The following is a 24,752-nucleotide window of genomic DNA, read 5'->3' on the forward strand; positions in this document are numbered from 1 at the left end:
GTGTTGCGGTAGAAGGTGTCGCGCCGACGGGCGTCGAGCATGGCCTTGGAGAGTTCCCACAGCTCCGCCCGCAGTTCCTCGAACTGGTCGCGGGAGATGTAGAGCACCTCGCGGTGGAACATGCCCGTCTCGAGGTACTTCTCCTGGAGCCGCTGCTGGAAGGTGTCGTCGTCCTCCGGCAGCTTGCGCTTGGCACTGCTTTTGCCGGTTTTCGACTTGGCGATCAGCTCCGCCCGGCGGGCCTCGAATTCGGCCTCGGTCTCACCCTTGCCCTGGCGCAGCTTGGCCTTGACCAGGACGTTGTAGATGATGCCGCTGACCGTGATGCCGAGGGTCTGCTCCAGGTACCAGGCATAGAGGATGATCTGGAAATCGGTCCACAGCCGCTCCAGGTAGCTGGCGTCGATCTGCGAGGCGGTTTTGTGTTCCAGCAGGAAATACTGGCCATCCTGACGGACGATGCCGTCCACCTTCCCGGCGAGAATGAAACTGCGCGAAGTCGCGCCGGTCGCCGGGTTGACGATGGGGCCTTCGAAGGTCTTTTCGAGCGCGACGACCTCGAAGTCTTCGGCCGGGTAGTGTTCCGCATAGGCACTCATCATGGCCCTGGCGAGATGCCAGTCGGCCTGTTGATGGTCGTCCTGCGCCCGGTTCGGATAGGTCCGGTCGATGTGGTCGAGGACCTTGGCCAGATCCCGCTCGCCGTGCCAACATTCCAGACAGTCGTGGATGACCGAGCCGAAGGCCAGATTGGGGTCGCGCTCGAGTGGCACCAGCTCGTCGATATAGCGCCATTTGCAGGCCATGCGGCAGTTGCGGAACAGCCGCCACATGGAATAGGTGGTGGTCATCAGCTCGCTCATACCGCCACCCCCGCTTCGGCGGCGGCTGGCGCTGCGCGATGCTTGGAGGCGCAGGCGCAACCCGACGGTTGGGTTCGTTCGATCAGGACCGAGCGTTCGCCGTATTCCTTGGTGGCGAAGCCGGTGAAGATGCGGGCGAGGTCGCTGCCGACATCGGTGGAGGCGTCGATCACGCAGGTACGGCGGGCCTTGTCCAGATTGAACCGGCTCTCCATCCGCACACGGGAACGGCCATGCAGGCTTTCGACGGCCAGCATCGCCAGCATGAAAGTGTCTTCCAGTTCCTGGGCCGGGACCGACTCGTCAAAACGGTACTTGTAGGTGTCTTGAGTCATGGTTGAACTCCTCTTTTGTTCAGGTTCTGATTTCCGAGGCCCCGGATAGCCGCACCATGCGGCACGGTGCTTACTTACCGGAGCCGGAGTCGATGCGTCGGAGATCACAGGTAGTCGGTAAGGCCAGCCTCGCTGAACGCGTCCCGCAGCTTGCTCAGCCGGTCGTAGAGGGTGGTTCTGGGAATGCCCATCTCGCGAGCGATTTCGGCCATAGTGCTGTCGTGCAGGCGTACGCACAGATCCCGGAGTTCTTCCGGCAGCGAGGCGATGGCCCGGTCGAGGTCCATGCGGATCTCATGGGCGAGGCGCTCCCTTGTCTCACGGGTGCCGCTTCCCAGAGAGCCCTCGCTGTCCAGGAAGTCGATTCGCTCGGTGGTGTCGCCTTCGCCGTTGTCGAGGGGTTCGTTGAGTGAGGTTTGGCAGAGCCGCCAGTCCCGACATTGGGCGAACCGGGCCTCCAGGATGGTGGAGATGTGACGTTCGACGATCCGGGCCATGAAGGTGGTCTTCTTGGCCTTGGCGGGATTGAAATGCCGCATCCGCTGCAGCAGATCGATCATCAGTTCCTGTTCGAGGTCGGGTCTGTCGTCCTCGGTGAATCCGGCCTTGCCTACGAGTTGACGTGCTTTGTGCCGAATGAGGTCGGCGGCATACTTGTCGATGCCGTCGTAAGAATTCTGAGAAACCATCGGGGCCTCCTCGGAGCGAGGAGGAGTTCCGCGTGGGTGTCAGCACGGGCCAGATCACAGGACAAAGCTGTCGCGTGGGCGAAGGGGTCGCAGGTACGCCGCCAATTGCCGTATTCGGCTCGGCGACACCCACAACAGCCTCCGCCATGCGTCCAGCTTGTTGTCCAGTGTCTAAGGGTTCAGGTCGTTACGTGTTCAGGCTGCCCGTTCCTCGATGCGCATCAGGAACGGCAGACCGTGCTTGATCTCGAGCAGGCAGACTTTTCCGCTGCCCATCTGCGCGAGGTGCTCCAGCAGCGTCACGACCTCTTGCTTGAGGATGAAGTCATCTTGGTCGCGCTCAGGCCTGGGACCGCTCTGTCCGCCCAGCTTGATCTCGCGCTCGATGACCGTGTCAGGGGTGAGTTCCGGCTCGCCGTCGCGGACCGGAATGTTGGTGATGCGGCCGAAGTTGATGTCCTGCATCAACTCGATGAGTCGCCGCTTCGGTGGGGTGAGATGTGCTTTACTTGTCTGGTTCATGCCGAACCTCCTTCATTTCTGGACCGACCGGGAGACAGGTCCGGCATGAATTTCCCGGGTGGCGGTCGTGAACTCTTTGTGTTCACCAGACCTGTCACCCTGCTTTGGCGAATTTTCGTTACGACCCCGAAAAACGCCCTGGCTCAAGGAGGAGGAAAGCCCGTAAGGCTCTGATTGGTGGTGGGTTTACAGAGGAAAATTTTTTTAACTTTTTTTGCCCGGCCCCAGTGAAATTTCACCGGGCGGGCCTCCAAGACGCAAAAAGCCCCGATCCAGAATCCTGAATCGGGGCTTTAATTTCGCTTGGATATTAAGGGTGGTCAGTAGACCTCGGCACCTTCCGGGAGGATGCGGAACTTGCATCGGTAGGTCTTTGTATCCTTGACCCATTCGATGGGATCATCATCGAGCCGGAAGAATTCACGCAGGTGCTTCGACAACTCTTGCTTTTGTTTCTTCAGTTTGTCCGAGGCGTATCGGCTGTGCCAGTCGATCTCGCCACTGGAGTTGGCAAACCCCTCAAGCAATTTCCATTGCTCGGTTGGATTGCCATTCTTCCTGCTCGCCATTCCCATTTGCGTATAGGTGTATCGACCGCTCTGGTCTCCCGCCCATATTGTGACGGTATGGCCATCGCGGAACTGAATCTTGATTTGTGGCCATGTGGTGCCCGGCGGTGTCATGAAAAACACTGTGCCGCCTGAATCCGGCCCAGGCACCTGATCGATAAGGGGAGCGAATATCTCAGTCTTGTCCCGACAGGTCAGGAGTCGTGGCGCATCACCCAGGTACAGATCTTCGTTCAGCGCGACGAAAAGGCTGTCTTTCTGCGCCAGCAGTGTTTCAACTGCAGGACTCAGATGAAGGCGCGTGGGCGCTATTACAACAAAGGGTTTGGGGGTCGAAAGGCATAATGATCGGACGACCTCTACCAGCGCGTCCTTGCTGTCCTGCATTGTCAGCACAACGGGGAAGTCCATCCCAGCCGTGGGTATGAAATCGCCCAGTCTCCATGTGTGGGGCAGGCCATCGAGTTTTGCCTCTCGGTGTTCAATTCCCATGGCCGTGCAGATAGCGCCATTGATGGCTGACTGCTTGAGCCGGTAGATCAGCGTCTGCCGTGGAGAGAGTTGGATGGCCGCGTGTTCTTTTTCGATGCAGACGGCTCGGATGTCGGTCTTCGCATGGGTGATCACACTACGTGGGCATCCCAGGCCACATTCCGTCGGGCAATCCACAGCGGTCGCGTGATTCTTGGTCAGTTGAAGAAAATTGTCCCGAAACAATGGATACCGGTCCCAACCGGAGAGCGCCTTATCCCAATCGAACAGCGCCGCCGACTTTCCAGGCAATGTCTCCAGGTATGCCCAGAAGGGGTCACTCATCCGAGGCCCCTCCGGCTCCGACAATAAAGCCCCTGAGTCCGAGCCAGCGCTCGATAACCTCGGCATCACCATCCCGCTTGAATTGCGCTCGGTTACCTGAACTCAAGGTGACCGACCTGGGCGTCTTGGAACCGTCGAATTTGATCTGGAAGCTCGCCTTGACGATCTTGCCTCCAGCGGGAAGGGTCTTATCCCGATCTCGGAGAGAAGCGAACATGTCCTCGGATCGCCGGATTTCTATATCCTTGTGTGCGCCACCCCAAAAAAACTGAACCTCTTTCAGTCTGACGTATTCAATGCCTTCCACGTCGTCACAAAGAAGCGCTTCTTCCCCGATCTGCCGTAGTGGCTCGAGGTCGAATCGGCTGCGCTCGCTAAAGAACTCTTCGTTGCCGAACAGATGCAGCCCGAATTTCTTCCGGTAGAGCTCCTTCTCGCCCTTGGTTTCGGCGTTCATGCGGATCTCCCCAATGACGGGGTTGTAGGTAAGCACGTCGAATTTTTCAGGGCGGAAGTACTGACTGGTGGACTCACCGGCCTCAATGACCGCCTCACGAGCATAGGGCTTCCCGTGGCGCACGAGGAACCATGTGTGGCCTTCTTTCGGATAAACGAACACCTTGGAATACTTGCCCCGACGCTTCTTAGAAAACCATTCGTCAAGATCGGCTTCAAGGGCCGCGAGGGTTTCCTCCGATGGCAGCACGAAATCTGGCAGCGGGTTTTTCTTGGTCTTGAAATACTCGAAGGACCTGACGTTCATGAAGAACTGTTCGGCGTGTACCTTCTCGATGATTTCCCGATCAGCCATCCAGACCTGTATAGCCAAGTCTGCCGGTGCGGCGTTCTCCCCAATTTCCACGTCGATGTCCGTTCCAGCGATCTCATCCTGAATGGAGTCGAATCCTTCAGGAGTCGAAACTTCATTTACATAGAACAACGCCTCTGCAAGGTCGTCTGGAGTTGAGCCGTCCGGGGTCAGCAAAATGTGACTGAGCGCGTTGTAGTCCAGGCCATCTTCCTGCTGGACTGGTGGCAACTCTACGCCGCGAGCTGAAAAATAGGCGGCATGAGGCTCCAGAAAGGCAATGAGATGCTTCCTGTCGATTCGCCGGAGCATTTCCGGCTTCGAAAAGCGGCGTAGGTTGAAAGTTGCCATCAAATACTCCTGTCGTTTTATCGTTACTCCTTGTTGTCTTTATCCTTTTTTACATCAATATCCGTCGGTGAACAACAACAGCAATTCGCCGCAGTTTTTTTTGGAGGCGAAATTTTATCTTCATTTGAATCGACTTCTTCAAGCTCCAGAGAGCAACAAGAGGATTTTTGTCCGAAGATTTTTTTGAAAAAGCTGGTCTTTTTTTCGTCTTGCATGGTTTTCTCCTTAAAAATTAGAGGATTGTGTTGAATACGTATCCGCCCACAACTGCTGTTGTCCAGATGACAATGACGATTGCGCCAACCAAACGTTTTCTAAAAATACTTGCCAGCATAGCCATTTCGGGTATCGCCATGCCTGCGCCGCCGATAATTAGAGCGATAACCGCTCCCATGCTCATGCCTTTTTGCGACAAGGCCAACCCAATCGGGATGGCTGTTTCGGCCCTGATGTAAAGCGGGACGCCAATACTGGCCGCGATAGGAATAGCAAATGGGTTGTCTGGACCGGCTATGTTTGTCACGAAGTCTTGAGGAATGTATCCGTAAATCCCAGCACCGATTGCGACACCGACAAGAAGATAAATGAGGACCGCTCTAAAATCGCCCCAGGCGGAGATAAATGACGCTTTTAACTTAGCCGAAAAGTTTAAGGGGTTTTCGGATTCACCGGGTGCGCCACAACAACTCGGTTTGACCCTGACCTTTTTAACGTAGTTCGCCCCACCGATTTTTTCGAGAATAACGCCGAATAGCATCGACCCCCCAAAAGTGACTCCGAAATAGAGTAAGCACGCTTTTATCCCCATCAGTGCCCAGACCATACTGATAATGATGGGGTTGAGCAGAGGTGAAGCGATGACAAATGACATAACCGGCCCAAATGGTGCCCCGGCATTCAGCATGCCAAGCGTCATTGGTATAGTTGAGCATGCGCAAAAGGGGGTGAGCGATCCAACCACGGCACCCAAAAAGTTGCCCCATATCCCCCGACGCGAGAGCCACTGTCTGAGTTTTTCTTGCGGTATATACGTTAATACCAAAGCAACAATCGTGCTGATGCCCAAAAAAAGCACCGTCAATTCTGCGGTGATGATCAAAAAATATTGAATGGTACTGATCAGGTTGTTCATTCCAAAATTCTCCATTATGGTTGACATCGTCAACTTTAAGCGCAAAAAAATCAGCCCTTCAGGGCAGTTGCCATTGCCTTGAGCATATTAACGGTGTCTGCCACTGAGTGCTCCGGCATCTTTGCGGCAATGGTATGAAATTGCTCCATGTAACGTGTATTCGCGGACGACAGGACACGTTCTCCGGACTTTGTTATTTCCACGCAGCAGATCCTTGCATCTTCATGGGATTTAATCTTCTGGACATATCCTTTCTTTTCAAGCCGGTTAACAATTCTGGTTGCACCGCTTTTTGTAAAGCCAAGCGAATAACCGACATCTTGTACGGCGCATTGAGATGTGGTGGAGATTTTGTCCAGTGCTATGAATTCCGGCATGGTAAGGTTTTCGCAGCATTCGCCATTCAAACCCTTGGGGCCAAAATGCCAAGCAATCTCGATTAATGCTCTGCTTATATCCGAAATCGTGCTTTGCGTCATGTAACCTCCATTTGAGTGAATCGCCTTAAGGCCCTTGTCGAACCTTTATGCAATGTCGAACGGTAATATAGCTCTATTGGTTGACGATGTCAACCACTTTTGAGAAATAATCTCACACCTGATTTCCGACACTTCCATGAGCCCCTCGGTAGGTAATGCCTGAAGAAAGCCGGTTTGAAGCCGGACGAACAGTTAGAAACCAGATAACCGACCAGAGGCGGAGCTGAGGCGGTTGTGGGTGCCATCGAACGCGCATCCCGACCGCCACCGTTTTCTGGCATCCACACCATCCAGTCCCCCGGTCCCACCGGAGGTGTTCGATGTTGGATGTCCAGGAAATGAATGATGGGCCGGGGACGGATGACCTTGGCGAAAACGGCAAACCCGGCCGCTTGTCGGGTGAGGCGAGGCTCCAGTCAGCCGCCTCCATTCTGGCCACGGCGATCCTGCGCCGAAAGGCAAAAAATGCATGTGTGGGCAATGAGTTAGAGGTTTTCGAAGATTCTTCCCCTGTGCTCGGAGAAGGACTTGATTCATTGCCGGAACAGAGCATTCATTCATGACAACTCGTCCGGAAACCAAAATAAGGAGTTGAAAATGAATGAGTTACAGAACGCCGCCACCGGCGGCAAGAATCAGGACCGAACCCGAAACTCAGTCCTTCGGCAGATGGCCCTGCTGCAATCCATGTCCCTGGAACAGCTCCGGGAAAAATGGCTCGACCTCTACGGAGAAGAGCCACCCCAGTACAAGAAACAATTCCTCATCAAGCGGCTGGCCTATCGCATCCAGGAGCTTTTCTACGGCGGGCTGTCCGAACAGGCCAAGGTCCATCTCCAGCAGGCCGCCAAGGAGGACCCGGTCGCCACTGTCAATCGACGCATCCCAGAAGAGCGGAAATCGAACGAAGCGATCCTGCCCGGGACCAGACTGGTGCGGGTCTGGAACGACCGGCGCTATGAGGTGATCGTCCTTGCCGATGGCTACGAGTTCGAAGGCCGCACCTTCCGGTCGCTCAGCGCGGTGGCCAGGGAGATCACCGGGACCAGGTGGAACGGCAAGGTCTTTTTCGGACTGAAGAAGGTTTACGGCAGAAAAGCCGAGGGAGGTTCGGATGCTTGATAACAGCAATGTCGCGCCGGGCAAAAACAAGACCCTGCGCTGTGCCATCTACACCCGCAAGAGCCACGAGGAAGGTCTCGAACAGGAGTTCAACTCGTTGGATGCGCAACGGGAATCGGCGGAACACTATATCGAAGCCCAGAGGATGCGTGGCTGGACGGCTCTGCCGGATCGCTACGACGATGGTGGATTCTCGGGTGGAAACATGGAGCGCCCGGGGCTGCGTCGCCTGCTGGCGGACATCGATGCCGGGAAGATTGACGTGATCGTGGTCTACAAGGTCGACCGGCTGTCCCGCTCGCTGCTGGACTTCATGAAGATGATCGACCTCTTCAACGAGAAGGGTGTCAGCTTCGTCTCGGTCACCCAGCACTTCAGCACCACCGACCCCACCGGCCGAATGTTTCTCGGCATCCTGATCACCTTCGCCCAGTACGAGCGGGAGGTCATTGCCGAACGCATCCGGGACAAGGTGGCGGCCGCCAAGCGCCGGGGGAAATACTGCGGCGGCGTACCCATTCTTGGATACGACGTCGACCGGAACAACAAGAAGCTGCTGGTCAACCCGGATGAAGCCAGGACGGTGCAGTACATCTTCCGCCGATTCATCCAGATCGGCTCGGCCAAGAAGCTGGGCCAGGAATTGAACGAACAGGGATACCGCACAAAAGCCTGGACCACCAAGAAAGGCAAGGTTCGCGAGGGCTCAGAATGGAATACAGGCCACATCTACCGGCTGCTGAACAACCGGGTCTATATCGGCGAGATTGCCCACAAGGATCGCAGCTACCCCGGTGAGCACGAAGGGATCATCGACCGGGCGACCTGGGACAAGGTGCAGGCCATCCTGGAGGACAACAAACCGGTCAAGGTTTCCATGGCAAGAACCAAAATGGTCGCCCCGCTGAAAGGCGTCATCCGCTGCGGCCACTGCGGATGCTCGATGGGACCGACCTACGCCCGCAAGAACGGCCGCCACTACACCTATTACATCTGTCAGAAGGACAGCAAGCGGACCGTGAGCCGGTGCCCCCTCAAACGGATTCCCGCCGGGGACATCGAGCAGGCGGTAATCGAGCAATTGAGCGCGGTGTTCCGCACGCCGACACTGGTAGCCAAGACCTACTTCGCGGCCCGGGACATAGAGCAGGCGGAGCGGGAGCGGCTGTTCAAGCAGAAAGCCCAACTCGAGATGGAGCTGTCGCAGGCGCGGGAGCAGGCACTCGAACTGATGAAACCTGGCAGCGATCATCCGGGCAAGGCCGAGATGCTGACGACGGTCAACCGCCAGGCAGTCGAGCTCTCGAAACAACTGACCCATGTGAGCGAGCGCTGCAGAGCTTACCAGGGGAACAGCATCACGGAACAGGATGTGTCGGAGGCCTTCCAGAATGTCGAGGGCTTCTGGGAAGACCTTTTCCCGGTGGAGCGGAATCGCCTCATCCGCCTCCTGGTGGACAAGGTGGAGATCCGCGAGACCGGAATCGACATGGAGCTGCGCACCAACGGATTGACAACGCTCATCGCCGAACTGGCCGGTCTGGCATGCGAAGTCACTGAACGGAGGGCAAGCCGATGAAAATGAAGCCGACCATTACCGTAGCCGACAACGGCAACCTGCAGATCCACATCCCGATGCTGATCCGGCGCATGCGCGGCCGCAAGACGGTCATCGCTCCCCAGGCCCTGGATGGGGATATCCCCGGGGCGCAGGAGCCGGTGCAGTCCGCCGTCCTCCAGGCGCTGGGAAGGGCCTTTTCCTGGGCCGACATCCTCGAATCCGGGCAGATCAAGTCCATCAGCGAGCTTGCCCGTACCCTCGACGTCGATGGCTCGTATGTGGCCCGCATTCTCAAGCTGACGACCCTGGCCCCCGACATCGTCGAAGCCCTGATCAACGGCGAGGAACCAAACGGGTTATCGCTGGCCAAGCTGACCCAGACCTTTCCCGAGGACTGGGCCGAGCAGCGCCGCCAGTTCGGCTTCGCCACCGACTGACGACCGGACCGGAGACCGCCCCAGAGAGCCGACCATCAGCGTCGGCTTTTCTTCTTTAGGGGGCAGGAAGCCGGAGTTGACCGCGCTTCTTTTCATGGCCGAGGCGGGCGATTTCGAAAAAAACGTCCGGTTGCGGCATCGAACGATGACCTAAGACAACCGCCCAAAATGGCAATCAGCCGCAAACCCTTATCAATCAGGGATGTAGCTTTCCGGACGAGCTTCGGACTTGGTCCGGAGAAAACAGAGAATCAGGGGCCAAACAGAGAAAGAAAGGCTGGAAGATGGGGAGAATCGATGGTGCGGAGAGGTGCTTCGGAAAGATGTGAAACAGGCGCAAACCCTTTAGAAACAAGGGGAAAAAGAAAACCCGTCACCCCGGAGAATGACCCCAGAGAGACGGGTTTGTCTTTTCTAAATGGTGGAGGGAACGCCGACCTACCGCAAATCAGTCTCAAAGCCCGCGCTCCTCGTAACTCCCTGATAATAAACGCCGAAGTCATTTCACACAACAACTTCCCGACAACCCGACCAGAGAAACGAATTTCTCCCCTGATTTCCCGGCACCGGACGAGGGTTACGGGTTTGCAGTAAAACCGGATACCTGGCGTCGAGCAGCAACAACTTCGAATCCAGTTTTCGGACGCCGGTTCGGTTCCCAAAACGGGAATCGAATTGGCCTATGCCTGCCCGCCGAAAACCGTGCTGATCAGGTAGGCCGTATAGCCCACGTAACAGACCAGCAGCACCGCGCCCTCGATGCGGTTGATACGCCCCGGTCCCCGGAATCCATAGCCGATCACGAACAGCGACAGGGTCAGTGCGGCCATCACCAGCATGTCCCGGTTGAAGACTTCCGGCCCTACGGCCAGCGGATGAATCGTACCGGCGATCCCCACAACCGCCAGGGTGTTGAACAGGTTGGAGCCCAGGATATTGCCGAGAGCGATATCGTGTTCGCCCTTCCTGGCTGCAATGATTGACGAGGCCAACTCCGGCAGAGAGGTGCCGACCGCAACGATGGTCAGGCCGATGATCAGGTCACTGACCCCGAATCCGTGAGCAATTTCCACCGCGCCCCAGACCAGGATACGAGAGCTGACGATGAGCAGCGCCAACCCCACTACCAACCAGAAGACCGCACGGCGGATCGGCATGGTGCGGACGTCCAACTCCTGCTCCATCTCGCTTCCCAGCGCATCCTCTTTCTTTTGCATCCCTTGCCAGATGGTCCAGGCCATTAAACCGCCGAACACGGCAAGCAGCACGATGGCATCAAGCCGGGTGATCTCGCCATCCCAGAGTTGCCATGCCGCCAGGGCGGTCACCGCCGTCAGGATGGGCAGTTCCTTGCGCAGCACCTGCGAATGTACGGCGATGGGGCTGATCAGCGCCGTGATCCCCAGGATCAGGGCGATGTTGGTGATGTTTGAGCCGTAGGCGTTACCCAGCGCGATACCCGGGTTACCCTGCGAGGCGGCCAGTGCCGATACCACCATCTCCGGCGCGGAGGTACCGAACCCGACAATCACCATGCCGATCAAGAGCGGCGGCATGCCGAAATGGCGAGCGGTAGAGGCCGAGCCCTCCACAAAACGGTCGGCGCTCCAAACGAGGAGCGCCAAGCCAAAAAATACAGCGATGAAGGCCAGTGTCATACGAAATATTAGCCCCTCAAGCGAGTTCCCAGCGGTCAACAAGAACTTCAAGCAGGTCTTTTTGCCGTTGATCGACAACAGATGGTGTCCATTCAGCGGTTTTAAGAACCTGCGTCGTCAGAACGTATGACGACACCCCTCGCTTCCCGCCAAAGTACGCTGTCTTCTTGGTGTCGAAATCAAAGTTTTGTGCTTTCGAGTTCCGCTTCTGTGTAAGGGGTACAAGGTTCGCTATGCGATGTACCCAGTTCTTCCGCCCGTCTGGATCGGGCCATAACTTCGCCCATTCGCTCCCGTCGCTGACGGTTTGCGGGAGAACGTGCTCGATAGTCAGTAGGGTTGGATCATAGGTTGCGGCTCCATCTGACAGGAATGAATCCAAGCGCAGGATAAGGTAATTGCGGCGGCGAGCCGTCAACTCATAGATCTTGCCATCAAGGGCTTGTTTCATCTCATCGATTTCAGCCTTGGTCAGTTCGACGCTGACAGCAGGTGCATCCTTTGAATGCGGGGCTTGCAGGGAAGCAATAACCTCTGCATAACGTTCGATGCGTTGATTCACGTTTTTTGCGCAGATGTGCAGATAGGCCGCCAGGCGCTCCAACTTTGTAAAGAACCACAAAACGTATTCCGGGTGATCTTTCTCCTGTGAAAGGAAGAGGATCGCTGGCGGCAGCCAATCGGAGTTATCGATGCGATTCAGCCATTTCAGAAGACGATTCACGTCCTCAGCATTTTTCGTGGACACATATTGCTGTGATTTTGCGATGAGGTATGAATCGGCGTAGGGCTCCAGGACTTTTTCAATCAGGTCTTCCGGCGTGGCAACCACGCTCAGCACATGCTCCTTGAACTCCTCAAGTAGCGCACGCTTGGCCTTTTCCCGAGCATAAATCATCCGGATGTGTCCAAACAGGTCATTGAAACCATTCCTGCCGGTTTGAACTTCGAGTTCCTCCCATTTTTCAGTGAACTCATCCTGACGCGCCGGGGGAATTCGCCCAATAACATCAGCCTTAACAATATCGGAAGGGAGCAAATCTAGGCCTCGGTTGTTCAGCACTGAGAACACCCTGAAGGCGGATTGCTGGCTTGGCGTTGAAACCGCCACCAAAAAGCACCGTTGAACCAGAAACGCGCCAAAAGCACATAGCTTGTCGGCGTCACTGCCGAAGGTATTTTTAAGTCTGTCCAGCAACAGGCGACTGTTCGACTGAATATTCTTCTGAGATTCGTTGTCGAGACCAGCAGGATCAAGGCCGAGCAGGGTATCAAAATCAAGAGACTGAACGTGTTTCGTAAAAAACTCACGGTCTCTTTCTCGGAGAGAAAGCCTCGGTTTAGGCTTCAGTCCCTGGGAGGCACGTCCTGGCTCCCTTATGTAGTTCTCGAAGTCACTCCTCAGATCGCCCGAAAGATTTGACGTTATCGATGAGAGGAGAATCGTCAGCGTCGTTAATCTCTGCTGACCATCAATGACCTCAGAGTAAGGCTTTCCTTCTTCTTTGATCAGAACAATGCTGCCGAGGAAATAAGTGTCTTCCTTCTCGCGGACGTAAAAATCATATAGGTCGTCAAACAGCTCGGACGCCTGGTCCACTGTCCACGCATACGGCCTCTGATACGACGGTATGACATAATCAAAGTCGGAGCTGAATATTTTCGAGAGAGGATATTCGGCACCACTGATTTTCTTGCTCATCTTGTCTCCTTGTTATTAACCATCTTCTCGAAATTCCAGCTCCGCTAAACTGGGACGACGCTGCCGCATCCAGGCCCGGATATCTGGCTTCTGCCACCGGTTTGAGGCGTTACCTGGATCTGCGTGCTGATCCGCTCCTTCAAGGCGGGCACGTGCGAAATGACGCCGATCAGTTTGCCGTCCTGCTGCAGGCCCGCGAGGGTTTCCAGGGCGGTGTCGAGGGCTTCCTCGTCCAGGGTGCCGAAGCCTTCATCCAGGAACAGCGAATCCACACGGACATTCTTGCTGGCCATATGGGACAACCCAAGCGCCAGGGACAGGCTGACGATAAAGCTCTCGCCGCCGGAAAGATTCTTCGTGGACCGAATCTCTCCAGCCTGATAGTTGTCGACCACGTTGAGCTCAAGGGGCTGAGCATCGTCTCGGGCCAGCAAGTAGCGGTCGGTCATTTTCTGCAATTGCCGGTTGGCGTGACCAATCATCATTTCGAAGGTCAGCCCCTGGGCAAAATTGCGGTACTTCTTTCCGTCTGCGGAGCCGATCAATTCGTGCAGGTTTTCCCACCTGCGGCACTCTTTTTTCTGGGCCTCGATAGCTGCCTGCTTTTCCTTTATCAGCTCTTTAGCGGCCGCATTTTCACTCAACTTGTGCTTGAGACCGGCAATGATGTCCCGTAGCTCTTTCAGGGCCTCCTCTTGCTCTTTGAATTGGGGCTCGAGCTCTTCCAGCGACTTGTCGGTGACCTTGCGGGCCATTTCCGTAGCCAGGCGCGTTTCCCGATCCTTCTGTCTGGCCTTCAGATCCGTTTGACGCTCATCCAGATCCTTGGCCGTGGCTGTCAGCTCCGCCCGAGCTTCAGAGGGTATTATGGCCGCCAGGAACTGTTCTTCGTTTGAAAAGCCAACAGGCGCGAGCGCTGCGGAGAATACTGTTTCAAGCCTTCTCAGTTCCGGCTCTCGTTGATCGATGCGTTTCTTCAGAGATTCGACATGGGCCTTCGCGGTATTCCATTTTTGTTGGAGCTCATTGTGCCGGTCTCTGGCTTGTTTTTCGGCACCTTCGGCATCCGAAATCGCCTTGTTTAAACGGCGCTCCTCATCGTCCGGATTCTTGTCGCCGTACAGTGCATTGCGCTCATCACTTCCAGCGACGAGTACCTTTTTCAAGGTCTCCAGGCGTTCCAGCTTTTCGGTCAGGGCGGTGCTTTGAGTTTCGATAACCGCATCCAGCCGCTTCACCTCGCTGTCGATGTCGGAAATTTGTTTTTCGATGTCCGCCTTTTTCTTGACCTGGGCCTGCCACGCCTTCAGCCGCGCCTTGAGGGTTTCGATCAGTGATGAAATGTCGGTTTCAGGGATGTCCGCAATACCAAGCGGCTGGAGCTTGGCAGAGACAGACTGCCTGCGTTCGGCAAAATCGGCACGGAGTTTCACCAGGCCGTCCTTCACCTCGGCCAGGGCTTTCTCGGCAGCCTTCTTGTCATTAGCCGCTGCTGACTCCAGCTTCTCAGCCTCCGTCAGGTTCTTACGGGCTAGGTTTTCAGCTTCTTCGAGTTTCTTGATGGCGGCTTCCTGATCCTCGGCTTTGCTGATCAGGCTGGCCAGGGAATCGATCTTCCGTTCGGTTTCATCGGGGACGGGTACATTCCCTTCCGCGAAGGGGTGTTCGGTTGCGCCGCAAAGAGGACAGGGCTTGCCGTCTTCCAGTTTTGCCCGGTGATCTTCAAGCTCCGCAATTTTGGTCAGGAAGGCCATTTCTCGCAGCAGGGTTTCCTTCTCGGTGCGATATTCCCGCAACAAGCGGTCTCCCAGCAACTGGCTCAATGCATCTTTGCTCTGCTGAAGCTGTTTTAAGGCGTCCTCCAGTTCCTCCTTCCGAATGCCGGATTGCTTCTGACAGTCGTCGAGTGACTTTGTCGCCAGTTCCAGAGTCGTATTGGCCGCTTCTTGAGCAGCCTCTTTTTGAACGATTTCATTTTGTTTGGAGAGCAGGCCGCCGATCTGTTCTTCAACGCCAGCCAGACCACTTATCAGCCATTCATCCTGTGCATGCTCCTTGAGATAGCCGTCCACAAGATCCAGCGTCTCATGAGCCTTGGAGCGTTTGTCCTGCTCTTCGAGCCGGGCTTTTTTGTCTGCATCAATTTTTGCCGTAGCCTTCTTGCAGCCCTCATCCTCTTCCGATACAGCTTTTTTCTGATCGGAAAGTTTCTGATCGAGGGAGCGAACCTTCTGCAATGTAGGCGCGGCGGCTTTCAGCTCTTCTTTGGCCCGAGCGGTTTGTTGCTCAGTCGATTTCAGTGCCTCGGCCTGTTCCTTGGCAGAGGATTCCAGTCCAGGAAGAGCCTCTTCCTCGGCTTTCAAGCCTGCACTGTCATCCGCCTGTTGTTTGCGGGTAGCAGTGAGCGTTGCGTATGCGCCGTCCAGTGAAGCGGCGCTCAAAGCCCGGCCCAGCTTTTCACGGTCCGGTTTGAATGCCTCGATATCGCCCTGCAGCTTGCTCGCTTCATCGGCCAGGTTGATGATTTCCTTCTTCAGTCCATCGATGGTGGTGAGCCAGGCAATGGCCTTCCCGGTTTCAACGGCCCTGGCGGAAAGGTCTGTCTCTTCCTTCTGCTTTGCTTCGAGTGCCTGCCCGATCTCTTGTTCCTGCTCCGGGTCAAGAATCACGATACCTGCCGTTTCAGCCTGGAGCAGGTTCAGTTTTTCCCGCTCCTCACGTTGGCGCTCATGGACACGGATGGATATCTGGCTGTAGATCTCTGTGCCCGTTATCTGCTCCAGGATCGGAGCCCGATCATCCGGTGCCGCCTGAAGGAACGCGGCAAAGCCGCCCTGGGCCAGCAACATGGAGCGGGTAAAACGGTCAAAGTCCATGCCGGTAGCGGACTCGATCTGGTCGGCTACACCTCTGATCTTGGATTCGAAAATCTCGCCGGAATCGGCATTGGCAATTTCGTGCTTCGGGGCCTGGAGTTCGCCATCCGGCTTCTTGCGCGCCCGGTGTTGGCTCCAGTGACAGCGGTAACGCCCGGTCTGGGTTTCGAAGGTCACCTCGGCAAAACATTCGCCGGTCTGGCGGGACATGATTTCGTTTCCGCTCTTGGTGACCTTGTTCAGGCGAGGCGTCCGCCCATAAAGGGCGAGGCAAATAGCATCGAGGATGGTGGTCTTCCCCGCGCCGGTGGGGCCGGTGATGGCGAAGATGCCGTCAGACGCGAAGGCCGGATGCATCAGGTCGATTTGCCATTCGCCGACCAGTGAGTTCAGATTCTTGAAGCGTACCTGCAGGATTCTCATGGACAGCCTCTCTATTCCGCCTGCACGTCGTCTTCATAGAGAGACGAGACCGTTTCCTGATAGGCCCGAAGCAGCTCTGGCCGCTGCTCTTCGGACACGTCATGGATGGCGAGGCATCGTTCGAACACGTCGTTCACGTTCAGGTCGTCGAGCGTTTCCTCTTCATGGATTTGTCTCAGAACACGTTCAATGATGCGGTTGTTCTTTATCCGGAGAATTTCCATTTGGGTGCCGGAAATCGCTGCCTCCAGGCGTTCACGCAGGTCGCCAATGACTTCAGTGCCGTCGTAAATGACTTCGAGCCAGCCTTGGGAGCCCGTTGCCGTCAATTCAAGGATGCGGCTTGAGATGCCGTCCCAGTCACCCTTGACGCGTTCGAGCTTTTGAAACACCGGTACGTCGATCAGCTGTACCGATGCAGCCGTGCTGTGGAACTCAACCTGGCAAACGCTCTTCTGCTGTTTTGCCTCTCCGAACCCCATGGGCAGAGGAGAGCCGCTGTACCGAATGGTCTCAAGGCCGTTCACCTTTTGCGGGACGTGGAGGTGCCCCAGCGCCAGATAGTTGAAGCAGGCAGGAAAAATCCCGGCAGTCACGTGAGCCAAGGAGCCGACATAGAGTTCGCGCACGCCATCACCATCGACGGTTTGTCCACCTGCGGTGAACAGATGTCCCGTGCCAACGATGGGAATATTGGCTCCGAGTTCCTCGCGCTTCTGCTCGGCCAAGGCGGCGACGGCGGCGTAATGAGTGCGGATGCCGTCAATCAGCTTTCGTTCCTTGTCCTCAACACTCTCACCAGCCTCCGCAACGCGGATATCCCTGTCGCGGAGGTAAGGTACGGCGCAGACAATCAATTCAGGAACGTCCTGCTCATTACGGAGCACCAGCACTTCGTCTTCCGGGGATTCCGTGCTACTACCGACCACGTGCACATCAAGGGCTTTGAGCAGCTCCTTGGGAGCATTGAGAAAGGACGGGGAATCGTGGTTGCCCGCGACAACAACAATATGCCGACAAGATGAGGCGGCCACCCGGCACAGGAACCGGTAATAAAGCTCCTGGGCGCGATTGCTCGGAGCGCTGGTGTCAAAGACATCACCCGCCACCAGCAATGCATCAATTGCATTCTGCTGAATCGTCTCAGCCAGCCAGGTCAGAAAAGCCTCGAATTCCTCGTAGCGTTTTCTGCCGTAAAGGGTGCGGCCGATATGCCAGTCGGATGTATGGAGCACTCTCATACTGCTACCCAGTCACCGCTGAGGTGGGGCGTTTCGCGTATTCCTCACGCCAGTTTTTCAATGAAGTCATGTCGGCCAACAGATCGTCTGGCTTCGGCAGCTCCACAGGTGATTCTGTTGGTTGCGAGTGTTCAAACCCTGAGTATTTGGTCATGAGCGAATCAAGGAGATTGCAATCCGCGTCCTTCAATTTGGCCAGATCCTTGAGCTTCAACGTATGGACCGGTCGTTGGAATCTTTGGACCACCCCGCACAGCAGATCATTTTCAATAGAGCGCTCCACCAATGTCCTGAAGTCGCTACATATCGACTTCAGCAAGATTTCGGCATGTTCAAACTCGCCGTTTTCACTCGCCTTCTTTGCATCCTGATACCGCTGATTCATGAGTGTGTTCAGGGCGGATTTGATGTCGCTCTGTGAAAGTGGAATGGGAGCGGGCTCTCCGGTCCCCCAGTCCGCAGAGCGAATGCTCACCACATCGGGCTTGATGGTCTTTTTCTCGGCAAAATGCCGGACCGTTCCCAGCAAGGACAGGCGGTGAGTAAAGACTATGACCTGTTTTTCCTGAGACAACTCGATCAGTCTTTGAACCACGGCCTCCTCATAGCTTTGGTCCAGCGAGGATATTGGATCGTCAAAGATAAACGGGGCCTGGTTGCTCTTGCCGGTGACGTCGGCCAAGAAAGCCGCAATGGAAACGATCCGATTTTCTCCCTCGCTCAGCACATCGGCGAGCCCATTCTGAGAAGCCCCTTGAAGCTGGAGCTTATGAAGGACGCGGCCTTTGGAGACTTTTGACTTCACGAGCTCGACTTTCACCTGAGACGCGCCCAGGGCCTTGAGCTCTGCATTGAACCTTTGCACGAACGCATCCGTGATCAAGGCTTCTGCCAGCTCCCCTTTCTTCTGGGATAGGGCTTTGGTGTTGGTCGACTTCTTGGCTTCCTGAATCTGATTCAGCAGCTTCAATCGGGTGACTTCTTCATCAATGGCGGCGCGGTGTTCAGACAACCACTTTCTGGTCTGCAGGCTGTTTAGCTTCTTCTTGATCTCCTCACGATTATCGCTTTTGGCGTCTTCGTCATATTTTGCCGCGAGTTCACCGAGGTTTTTCGACTGGGCGTTGGCTTCTTCGATCCATTTCGGTGAGAGCAGAGGGTCGGGAATGGCTTCTTCGGAATCGATCCCAGGGAGTTGGTCTTTCCTGGTCTGCAATTGAGCAAAGAAATCCGTCACTTGGCTGGCGACTTCATCCTGTGGAATGCCAGCAGCATCGATACGTGTCTTCAGCGTATCCGATGTCGGTAGCGCCTCAATAGTTTGACTGGCGGTCTCGTATTCCTTGGCCGCATCCGATGCGGCTTTCTGCATTTCGCCCTTCACGAAATTTTCGAAGGAGACCAACCGCTCCTTGGCCTCCTGGGTCAAGGTCTGGTGACACAGGACACAACGGGAACCATCAGCAACATTCGGGTACTCGGCTTGTTTGTAGGCAGCCGATACGGAGTAGTTCCGGGCCGCTTCCCAAAGTTCTTTCCAGACATCAGAGCCGATTCCTTCCAGCTCGCTGCCGGAGAACACCTTTTCCGCTGCCGTATCTGCCGCTGCCTTTTTGAGAATCGACTTCTTCTTGGCAGCAATGATCCGCCGGTAATTCTCGTCCGATAATTGCTCCAGATACTTTTGAGCATCCTGGACCAGAGTGTCGATATGCTGTTTCTGCTTTCTCAGCTGCTTCGCTTTTTCCGCCGGTGCCTGTTCGGCAAGACGCTGCTGCAGCGTTTGCATCTCGGTCTCGTCAGAGCTGCCAAACGAGCAATGCTTGTCGATGTCCTGGGTGCTGGTCTTGGCGCTGATGGCTTCGTACCAGATGCCTTCAGGAGTTATCTTCTTGTCAGCCGGGATATTCGGCTTTTTGGACTGGTGCCGGTTTGCCTCGGCATCCAGGGCCGATGCGACCTTTTCGCATGCGAGGATGAGCGAGCTGAAAAAGGATAATACCGGCGGCTCGTAGCTCACCTCGTCTTCGCTGCTGACAAACACCTTGCCAAACGAGGTGTCGAAAATGTCAACGCTGTTGAGGTCATCGCAGATACCTTGCCCAGACCAGGTATGAGTCTTCGGTACGCCGTCCTGCTCAAACGAAATGCAGGCTTTCTGTGCGGCAGCACCGGGCTTATAGACATTGCGGTGGAGGGTGCCCGTCTCGCGGGCTCCGCATACATGTTTGAGGAGTCTGACGTAACCGGATTTGCCTGACCCGTTGTTGCCATAAACAATCGTGATATTGCCCTTGCCAAACTCAAGTGGCTTTTTCGGAGCAAGGGCGTTTACTCCTTCGACATCACTGATTGAACACAAACGCAGGGAGCCTGCTGCGCCCGGGGAGAACGCGGTAGCAGGAAAGGAACAGGTCGTTTTGGGCAGCTTACCTTCGGATTCCTGCTGGCATAGGGTTGCGAGCTCAGAGACATCTTTGTCGGTAAGCTCAGACTGCTGGAGTAGCCGAGTAGCCGCGATCTGAAGCCACTGGGGGCGCTCTGAAAACCATTTGGTCAGTGATGCCGAAATCCCGCTCATATTATTCCCCCTCAGCTTCCCGCTTGTGTTTAATAAACGTCACCTCGAACGCCTTGCATGGCCGGTATTGCTGCAGGCGATTGGCGAAGGTAAAGGCATCGTTCATCTCATAGTGCTGGAAGATGTCGAGGCCGCGATCCAAGGAGATTTTCCAGCCATGGTCGGTCACGATGTGGCGGGCGTGGATCGTGCCGGTGCCGTCGAACTCCCAGGTGAAGTTCACGCCCACGCTGCTTGCGGACTCCTTCATCTTCTCGAAGTTGTCCTTCTGCTGTTCGCCTTTGAACTCGTCTTCCGTGGTCACCAGATGCACGGACACTTCCTCATCCGGGGCCTTGTGTTTGACCACGGTCTCCAAAAATTCCATGAAGTTGCGCACCTGGTAGAACAGGCGGATGTATGGATCGGTGACGGTGATCGTGGTCGCGCCCTTGAGATAAGGGCCGAGCAGCGTATCGAAGGAGAGGCCCTTCTGGTTCTCCTGGAATGTGAGGTGCTTTTCCTTGAGGACGGGCTCGGCCGGAGCTAGGGGTTCGGATGGACTTTGGGGCGAGTCCGGTTGCGCAGCTTCCAAGATTTCCCCGTCTTCACCCTCGGCGATGGTCTTGTGGTAGTAGCCGGGGTATTCCTCTTCTTCGAGCGTGGTGACAGGCTTGGCCTGGCCATCACTGTCTTGATAGGTAAAGCGGACGTTGCCGTAGGTGGAGTCGATGCGCATCAGTTGGTCTTTGACGCGCTTGCGGCCTTCAATCGCGAACCGCAGTAGTTCCTCGACCTCTTCCTTGGACGCCCCACCATGCGGGAAAAGGATTTTCATCAGGCCGGAGAACGTCTTGTTGATGCCATCGCGGTCCCGCGTCGAGATATCGGAGGAGAGGGAGAAGTGCTCCTTGTAGCGGTCCGAGTAATCGTGATTGCGCAGCGAGCGAAGGATCTCGGCCAGGTAATCCACCACGAAACCGTAACCACCGGAGAACATCTCGCCTCGGATGATGTCCACCTCCCAGCCGGGGATGTAGAAATGGATGCGATCAAGAAACGCGGAGTCGTAGAACTTGTCGGGCAGCTCGCAAAACAGGTCCGAGTGCTTGAGCATGTAGGGCACGGTGTGCTGGGTGTTGCCCACGAACACCATGGAGGCCTCCGCGCCCAGCGTCTCGACACCTCGCGAGAAGGACTTGTTGGCCATGTAGTTTTTCATGATGTCGACCAGGGCCTTATCCACGCGCTTTTGCTTTCCGGCAAACTCGTCGAAGGCAACACAGTCCCAATAGCCGACCAGGCCAATCTTTCCGGAAGAGTTGTTCACGAACAGCTTGGGAACCGTAACCTCGCCGCCGGAGATCAGGATGCCGTGGGGCGAGAACTCCGAGTAGATGTGGGATTTGCCGGTCCCCTTGGGGCCAAGTTCAATCAGGTTGTAGTTACGTTCGCAAAACGGGATCAGGCGGACCAGTTGGGTCAGCTTGCTGCGTTTGCCGAACATCTCCGGGTTGAAGCCGATGCTTTGCACCAGCAGGTCGATCCACTCGTCGGTGGTGAACTGTTTGCGGGCCTCAACATAGCCGTCGAAATCGAAATGGGAGAGCTGGATCGGCTTGAGGGTCGACAAGATCCAGGGACTGGCGCTTTTGTCTTCGGTGAACTCATATTCCAAATCGGCAATGCACCACACGCCACCGACCAAGAGTTTGGGGTGCTTTTTCACCGTTCCGGAATCAACCAAGATCTCCTTCAGCCCTAAGTTGGAGAACTGCGCCTCGTAGACATCCTTCTTGTCGTTCAGGTCAACGCTGATTTTGTCGATGACCTTGTAGCGCCCCTTTTCCTTGATGTTCGAGCGGACCAATCCGGCTTCATTCCGGTGCACATAATGCTTGGCAAGGATCTCCTTGACCGTCTCGATACCGGTCTGGATGGTCGGCTCGTCGCTGGTGGCGCAATACTGGCCCAGCAGATATTCCAGCACGTAGGAGGGAACGATGGCGTTGCCCTTGACCGTCTTGACGAGATCCTTGCGGACAACGAGTCCCGGGAAGTGTGTGTTGATTTTCTGGTCAAGTTCGTTCATCGATCACCCGTCCTTTAAAAGTCGAAGTCGCTGGTAAATGAGCGCCGCATCAAGTACCGGAGCGACTTGTATTCCTTGTAATGTGAAGTTCCGGCATGTTTTTCCTCCAGCCGCAGGATGACCTCCTGGCCGTTCGCCTCATCAGCCTTGCGGGTGAGCACGAAGCGCACCTGCAGCTCCCGCTCCCGGGGGTTGTCCGAGCTCAGGTCGAAAGTCAGGTCGTGGCTGTCGGAGATCAGCTCGCCCGCCTCGGTGTAGATGCCAGCCCGCAGCACTCGCGGCTGGATCTTGTCCGTCACTGGCCCGGCCTGGTACATGGTCACCGCCAGTTGCCCGGAGGTAATCACCGAGCTGGCTCCGCGCAGGATGTCCACCTCGACGGCGGTGACATCGCTCTGGCGCTTCTTGTTGATCTTGAGCACCGGGATCACCACCTCCTGCAACGATGCGCCGCCATGCACAAAGCGGCTGCCGGAGCCCTTCAGGCGCAGGCGGTTGATCGACTTGGGAATCTGCACCTCCACCTCACCGGCAAGGCCAAGTTGCTCGGGAGTGAACTTGTGCAGGCTGGATGCCTCGGCAAGCCCCTTGCCGAGCACGAAGCGGCGGTCCCGGAACAGAATCTGGTCGCCCTCGGCGTCGACCCCGGAAAAGTCGCTCTCGTCGATGGCGCGGTTCTGGTAGATGAAGCCATGGTCCGAGGTCACCAGCAAGTTGTTGGCGTTGGCCCCGGTCAGCTTCTTGATCAGGCGAATCAGCTCCTGCAGGGTCTCTTCCACCGCCTCGAAAACCCGCTCCTCGGATTCACGCTTGTCGCCGGTGGCATCGATGCGGTTGTGGTAAACGTAGATCACGTCGTGATCGCGCACCAGCGCCCGGCAGTCGTCGCCCTTCATGGCCATCAGTTCATCGGCCTTGCAGGCGGTAGCCCGTTGACTGATCGCCTGGCCAAGGATCTTGATGCGATTGGCCGTACCCTGGGAACTTTGTCCATCCACCAGCACGGTGCCGGTTTCGTTGTCGGTAATCGCCAACGCCTTGTTGGGCAGAAGCGCTGCCATGCCGAGCTGGGTGTAGCTGGGCAGCATCGACAGCGCCGGTTCCAGTTCGGCGCTGTAGCGGTCCTCCTGGCGGATCAGGCTCAGCAGCTCATCGCCGATCTCGTAGCGCATGGCATCGGAGATGATCACGCAGACCTTGTTGTCCTTGCGCAGGAACGGCCGAACCCAGTGTTCGAAAAACTCCTTCTGCTTGCGCACCGGGAAGGCTTCCCACTTCGATGCCGCGTCCACAAAGGTCTGGAAGCGGTCGCCCAGCTTCAGCAGGTAGTTATTGGAGTAGAGGTTTTCGATCTGTTCGGTCAGGCTGCCCATCAGCGACGCCTGTCCCGACATGCGCACATGGTAGGTGAACTTGCGGTAGAGCTGATCCAGCAGATACCAGAAGCGGCTGTAGCGCTGCACGCCTTCGGCCAGACTGTCCATTTCGAGCTTGGCCTCGCCCAGGGCGTGGGTAAACTGGGCGGCGTAATCGACCGCCTCGTATAAGTGGCGATATTCACGATACCAGTGGCCCTGCCGCCGCTGGCGAACCCAGATCGCCACGTCACCGCTGGAGGCCGTGCGGGCTGCCACTGCCCGCACCAGGTCGCTGATGATCTTCTGGTCGATCAGTCGGAAGTAATCCAGCTCGATCAACTCGCGGAAATCCCGCTTGGTCAGATCCTGCTCAATGCCAAGGACCTCGGCGCATTCCCCCGAGAGAGTCTCGAAGCCGCCTTCGAACTGACGGCTATCCTTCCAGCGCTTGAGGAATACCAGGGCGTCGCCGGTCAGTTTCACCTGGCCGTCGGTGCCCATGGCGTAGCAGGACTTGAACAGCTCGATGGCGAAGTCGCGGATGCCCGGCTCGTCGGACTTGTAGCCATAGCAGCGGGTCATCTGTTCCCAGAGGAAACCGTCCAGGCTGCACCGGCCAACCAGCTTGATCTTCTCGTCGCGACCGTCGGCCAGCTCCTGCAGCAGGTTTTCCACCACCGCATCCATGCGCGGCTCGCTGCCGGTGCATACCGCCAGCATCTTCAGGCGAATCTGCCCGGCGGTGTCGTCGGCTTTCAGCAGCTTCTTGAGGGCGTCCTTGCGCTTGATCGCCTGAAAGAACTCCGCATGGGCCTGCACCACATCCGTGAACTCCAGGCCGAGCTCCAGTTCGGAAAGCCAGATGGCCACCTGATCGGTGCGGAACTCGCCGTGGGCCAGCTGCACATCCAGCAGCCAGTTATCCAGATCGGCGGGTTGTGGCCCTTCACGGTAGAGCAGGAATTTCTGTTCCGGCTGCTCGCGCAGCAGCTTGTACTTTATGCCGTACTCGTTGTTGGTCAGCTCCAGCTTCTCGACGCCGGGAAGCTGAAGCGCCTCAAAGTCGTCGCGCAACTCCTGCTTGGCGTCGTACCAGAAGACGATCCGGTGCCGGTCAAAGAGTTTGGTCAGGGCCTGGGCTATGCGGTTTTCCATCAA

At 56.4% G+C, this 24,752-nt stretch carries 20 protein-coding genes; 4 read left to right on the forward strand and 16 right to left on the reverse strand.

The genetic code is table 11. The features are described from left to right. The 9 genes from JWJ90_RS15775 to JWJ90_RS15815 all read right to left on the reverse strand — a co-directional run. On the reverse strand, positions 1 to 863 hold an 863-nt coding region (locus JWJ90_RS15775), incomplete at its 3' end, for a PD-(D/E)XK nuclease family protein (RefSeq protein WP_420828921.1). Then, a complete protein-coding gene (locus tag JWJ90_RS15780) occupies positions 860 to 1,198 on the reverse strand; it encodes a hypothetical protein (RefSeq protein ID WP_049675234.1) in 339 nt (112 codons plus the stop codon). The genes JWJ90_RS15780 and JWJ90_RS15775, both read right to left, overlap by 4 nt. 104 nt (positions 1,199 to 1,302) lie before the next feature. Continuing rightward, positions 1,303 to 1,887, reverse strand: a complete 585-nt coding sequence (locus tag JWJ90_RS15785) for a sigma-70 family RNA polymerase sigma factor (RefSeq protein WP_049675233.1) — start codon at positions 1,885 to 1,887, stop codon at positions 1,303 to 1,305. A gap of 195 nt (positions 1,888 to 2,082) precedes the next feature. Continuing rightward, positions 2,083 to 2,409: a hypothetical protein gene (locus JWJ90_RS15790; RefSeq protein ID WP_013258644.1), complete on the reverse strand. Its 327-nt coding sequence runs from the start codon at positions 2,407 to 2,409 to the stop codon at positions 2,083 to 2,085. Between the two features lie 320 nt (positions 2,410 to 2,729). Next, the gene (locus tag JWJ90_RS15795) at positions 2,730 to 3,794 is read right to left on the reverse strand and encodes a hypothetical protein (RefSeq protein ID WP_049675232.1); all 1,065 of its coding nucleotides are present in this window, start codon (positions 3,792 to 3,794) and stop codon (positions 2,730 to 2,732) included. Beyond that, on the reverse strand, positions 3,787 to 4,953 hold the full coding sequence (locus tag JWJ90_RS15800; RefSeq protein WP_049675231.1) for a hypothetical protein: 1,167 nt from the start codon (positions 4,951 to 4,953) through the stop codon (positions 3,787 to 3,789). The genes JWJ90_RS15795 and JWJ90_RS15800 overlap by 8 nt, the downstream gene beginning before the upstream one ends. A gap of 23 nt (positions 4,954 to 4,976) precedes the next feature. Further along, entirely contained in the window at positions 4,977 to 5,168 is a 192-nt protein-coding gene (locus JWJ90_RS15805; RefSeq protein WP_152961354.1) for a hypothetical protein, read from the reverse strand. A 17-nt stretch (positions 5,169 to 5,185) separates the two neighbouring features. Beyond that, positions 5,186 to 6,085, reverse strand: coding sequence for a permease (locus JWJ90_RS15810; protein WP_049675230.1), 900 nt, complete (start codon positions 6,083 to 6,085; stop codon positions 5,186 to 5,188). 50 nt (positions 6,086 to 6,135) lie between these two features. Next, on the reverse strand, positions 6,136 to 6,564 hold the full coding sequence (locus JWJ90_RS15815) for a MarR family winged helix-turn-helix transcriptional regulator (protein WP_049675229.1): 429 nt from the start codon (positions 6,562 to 6,564) through the stop codon (positions 6,136 to 6,138). Between the two features lie 320 nt (positions 6,565 to 6,884). Between JWJ90_RS15815 and JWJ90_RS15820 the strand changes: the two genes are divergently transcribed. Genes JWJ90_RS15820 through JWJ90_RS15835 form a run of 4 tightly spaced genes read left to right on the forward strand, consistent with a single transcriptional unit; the run spans position 6,885 to position 9,684 of the window. Further along, positions 6,885 to 7,127, forward strand: a complete 243-nt coding sequence (locus JWJ90_RS15820) for a hypothetical protein (protein ID WP_041248519.1) — start codon at positions 6,885 to 6,887, stop codon at positions 7,125 to 7,127. Positions 7,128 to 7,161: 34 nt separating this feature from the next. Further along, positions 7,162 to 7,686: a DUF2924 domain-containing protein gene (locus tag JWJ90_RS15825; RefSeq protein ID WP_013219093.1), complete on the forward strand. Its 525-nt coding sequence runs from the start codon at positions 7,162 to 7,164 to the stop codon at positions 7,684 to 7,686. Continuing rightward, positions 7,679 to 9,265 (forward strand): recombinase family protein, encoded by a 1,587-nt coding sequence (locus JWJ90_RS15830; protein WP_049675228.1) that lies wholly within the window; start codon positions 7,679 to 7,681, stop codon positions 9,263 to 9,265. Before JWJ90_RS15825 ends, JWJ90_RS15830 begins: the two co-directional genes overlap by 8 nt. Beyond that, a complete protein-coding gene (locus tag JWJ90_RS15835) occupies positions 9,262 to 9,684 on the forward strand; it encodes a hypothetical protein (RefSeq protein WP_013258651.1) in 423 nt (140 codons plus the stop codon). Before JWJ90_RS15830 ends, JWJ90_RS15835 begins: the two co-directional genes overlap by 4 nt. A gap of 680 nt (positions 9,685 to 10,364) precedes the next feature. On the opposite strand, the gene JWJ90_RS15840 is transcribed toward JWJ90_RS15835, so the two are convergent. The 7 genes from JWJ90_RS15840 to pglZ are packed head-to-tail and all read right to left on the reverse strand — an operon-like array spanning position 10,365 to position 24,749. Further along, positions 10,365 to 11,342 (reverse strand): calcium/sodium antiporter, encoded by a 978-nt coding sequence (locus JWJ90_RS15840; protein ID WP_205228190.1) that lies wholly within the window; start codon positions 11,340 to 11,342, stop codon positions 10,365 to 10,367. A 16-nt stretch (positions 11,343 to 11,358) separates the two neighbouring features. After that, positions 11,359 to 13,044 (reverse strand): DUF262 domain-containing protein, encoded by a 1,686-nt coding sequence (locus JWJ90_RS15845; RefSeq protein ID WP_205228191.1) that lies wholly within the window; start codon positions 13,042 to 13,044, stop codon positions 11,359 to 11,361. Between the two features lie 44 nt (positions 13,045 to 13,088). Then, positions 13,089 to 16,343, reverse strand: a complete 3,255-nt coding sequence (locus JWJ90_RS15850; RefSeq protein ID WP_205228192.1) for an AAA family ATPase — start codon at positions 16,341 to 16,343, stop codon at positions 13,089 to 13,091. 11 nt (positions 16,344 to 16,354) lie between these two features. Beyond that, the gene (locus JWJ90_RS15855) at positions 16,355 to 17,584 is read right to left on the reverse strand and encodes an exonuclease SbcCD subunit D C-terminal domain-containing protein (RefSeq protein WP_205228193.1); all 1,230 of its coding nucleotides are present in this window, start codon (positions 17,582 to 17,584) and stop codon (positions 16,355 to 16,357) included. Between the two features lie 4 nt (positions 17,585 to 17,588). Beyond that, on the reverse strand, positions 17,589 to 20,165 hold the full coding sequence (locus JWJ90_RS15860) for an AAA family ATPase (RefSeq protein ID WP_205228194.1): 2,577 nt from the start codon (positions 20,163 to 20,165) through the stop codon (positions 17,589 to 17,591). Position 20,166: 1 nt separating this feature from the next. After that, on the reverse strand, positions 20,167 to 22,236 hold the full coding sequence (brxL, locus tag JWJ90_RS15865; RefSeq protein WP_205228195.1) for a BREX system Lon protease-like protein BrxL: 2,070 nt from the start codon (positions 22,234 to 22,236) through the stop codon (positions 20,167 to 20,169). A gap of 14 nt (positions 22,237 to 22,250) precedes the next feature. Further along, positions 22,251 to 24,749 carry a BREX-1 system phosphatase PglZ type A gene (gene pglZ / locus JWJ90_RS15870; RefSeq protein ID WP_205228196.1) on the reverse strand — a complete coding sequence of 833 codons (2,499 nt, stop codon included), beginning with the start codon at positions 24,747 to 24,749 and terminating at the stop codon, positions 22,251 to 22,253. Between the last annotated feature and the right edge of the window lie 3 nt (positions 24,750 to 24,752).

This window comes from Desulfobulbus rhabdoformis, from assembly GCF_016919065.1.
Lineage (GTDB): Bacteria > Desulfobacterota > Desulfobulbia > Desulfobulbales > Desulfobulbaceae > Desulfobulbus > Desulfobulbus rhabdoformis.

Bases quoted from the DNA above. Each gene is read 5' to 3' on its own strand.
- JWJ90_RS15780 (WP_049675234.1), bottom strand. From the start codon at position 1,198: ATGACTCAAGACACCTACAAGTACCGTTTTGACGAGTCGGTCCCGGCC.
- JWJ90_RS15800 (WP_049675231.1), bottom strand. From the start codon at position 4,953: ATGGCAACTTTCAACCTACGCCGCTTTTCGAAGCCGGAAATGCTCCGG.
- JWJ90_RS15830 (WP_049675228.1), top strand. From the start codon at position 7,679: ATGCTTGATAACAGCAATGTCGCGCCGGGCAAAAACAAGACCCTGCGC.
- JWJ90_RS15850 (WP_205228192.1), bottom strand. From the start codon at position 16,343: ATGAGAATCCTGCAGGTACGCTTCAAGAATCTGAACTCACTGGTCGGC.
- JWJ90_RS15785 (WP_049675233.1), bottom strand. From the start codon at position 1,887: ATGGTTTCTCAGAATTCTTACGACGGCATCGACAAGTATGCCGCCGAC.
- JWJ90_RS15840 (WP_205228190.1), bottom strand. From the start codon at position 11,342: ATGACACTGGCCTTCATCGCTGTATTTTTTGGCTTGGCGCTCCTCGTT.
- JWJ90_RS15795 (WP_049675232.1), bottom strand. From the start codon at position 3,794: ATGAGTGACCCCTTCTGGGCATACCTGGAGACATTGCCTGGAAAGTCG.
- JWJ90_RS15815 (WP_049675229.1), bottom strand. From the start codon at position 6,564: ATGACGCAAAGCACGATTTCGGATATAAGCAGAGCATTAATCGAGATT.
- JWJ90_RS15790 (WP_013258644.1), bottom strand. From the start codon at position 2,409: ATGAACCAGACAAGTAAAGCACATCTCACCCCACCGAAGCGGCGACTC.
- brxL (WP_205228195.1), bottom strand. From the start codon at position 22,236: ATGAACGAACTTGACCAGAAAATCAACACACACTTCCCGGGACTCGTT.
- JWJ90_RS15825 (WP_013219093.1), top strand. From the start codon at position 7,162: ATGAATGAGTTACAGAACGCCGCCACCGGCGGCAAGAATCAGGACCGA.
- JWJ90_RS15810 (WP_049675230.1), bottom strand. From the start codon at position 6,085: ATGAACAACCTGATCAGTACCATTCAATATTTTTTGATCATCACCGCA.
- JWJ90_RS15855 (WP_205228193.1), bottom strand. From the start codon at position 17,584: ATGAGAGTGCTCCATACATCCGACTGGCATATCGGCCGCACCCTTTAC.
- JWJ90_RS15845 (WP_205228191.1), bottom strand. From the start codon at position 13,044: ATGAGCAAGAAAATCAGTGGTGCCGAATATCCTCTCTCGAAAATATTC.
- JWJ90_RS15805 (WP_152961354.1), bottom strand. From the start codon at position 5,168: ATGCAAGACGAAAAAAAGACCAGCTTTTTCAAAAAAATCTTCGGACAA.
- JWJ90_RS15860 (WP_205228194.1), bottom strand. From the start codon at position 20,165: ATGAGCGGGATTTCGGCATCACTGACCAAATGGTTTTCAGAGCGCCCC.
- pglZ (WP_205228196.1), bottom strand. From the start codon at position 24,749: ATGGAAAACCGCATAGCCCAGGCCCTGACCAAACTCTTTGACCGGCAC.
- JWJ90_RS15835 (WP_013258651.1), top strand. From the start codon at position 9,262: ATGAAAATGAAGCCGACCATTACCGTAGCCGACAACGGCAACCTGCAG.
- JWJ90_RS15820 (WP_041248519.1), top strand. From the start codon at position 6,885: ATGTTGGATGTCCAGGAAATGAATGATGGGCCGGGGACGGATGACCTT.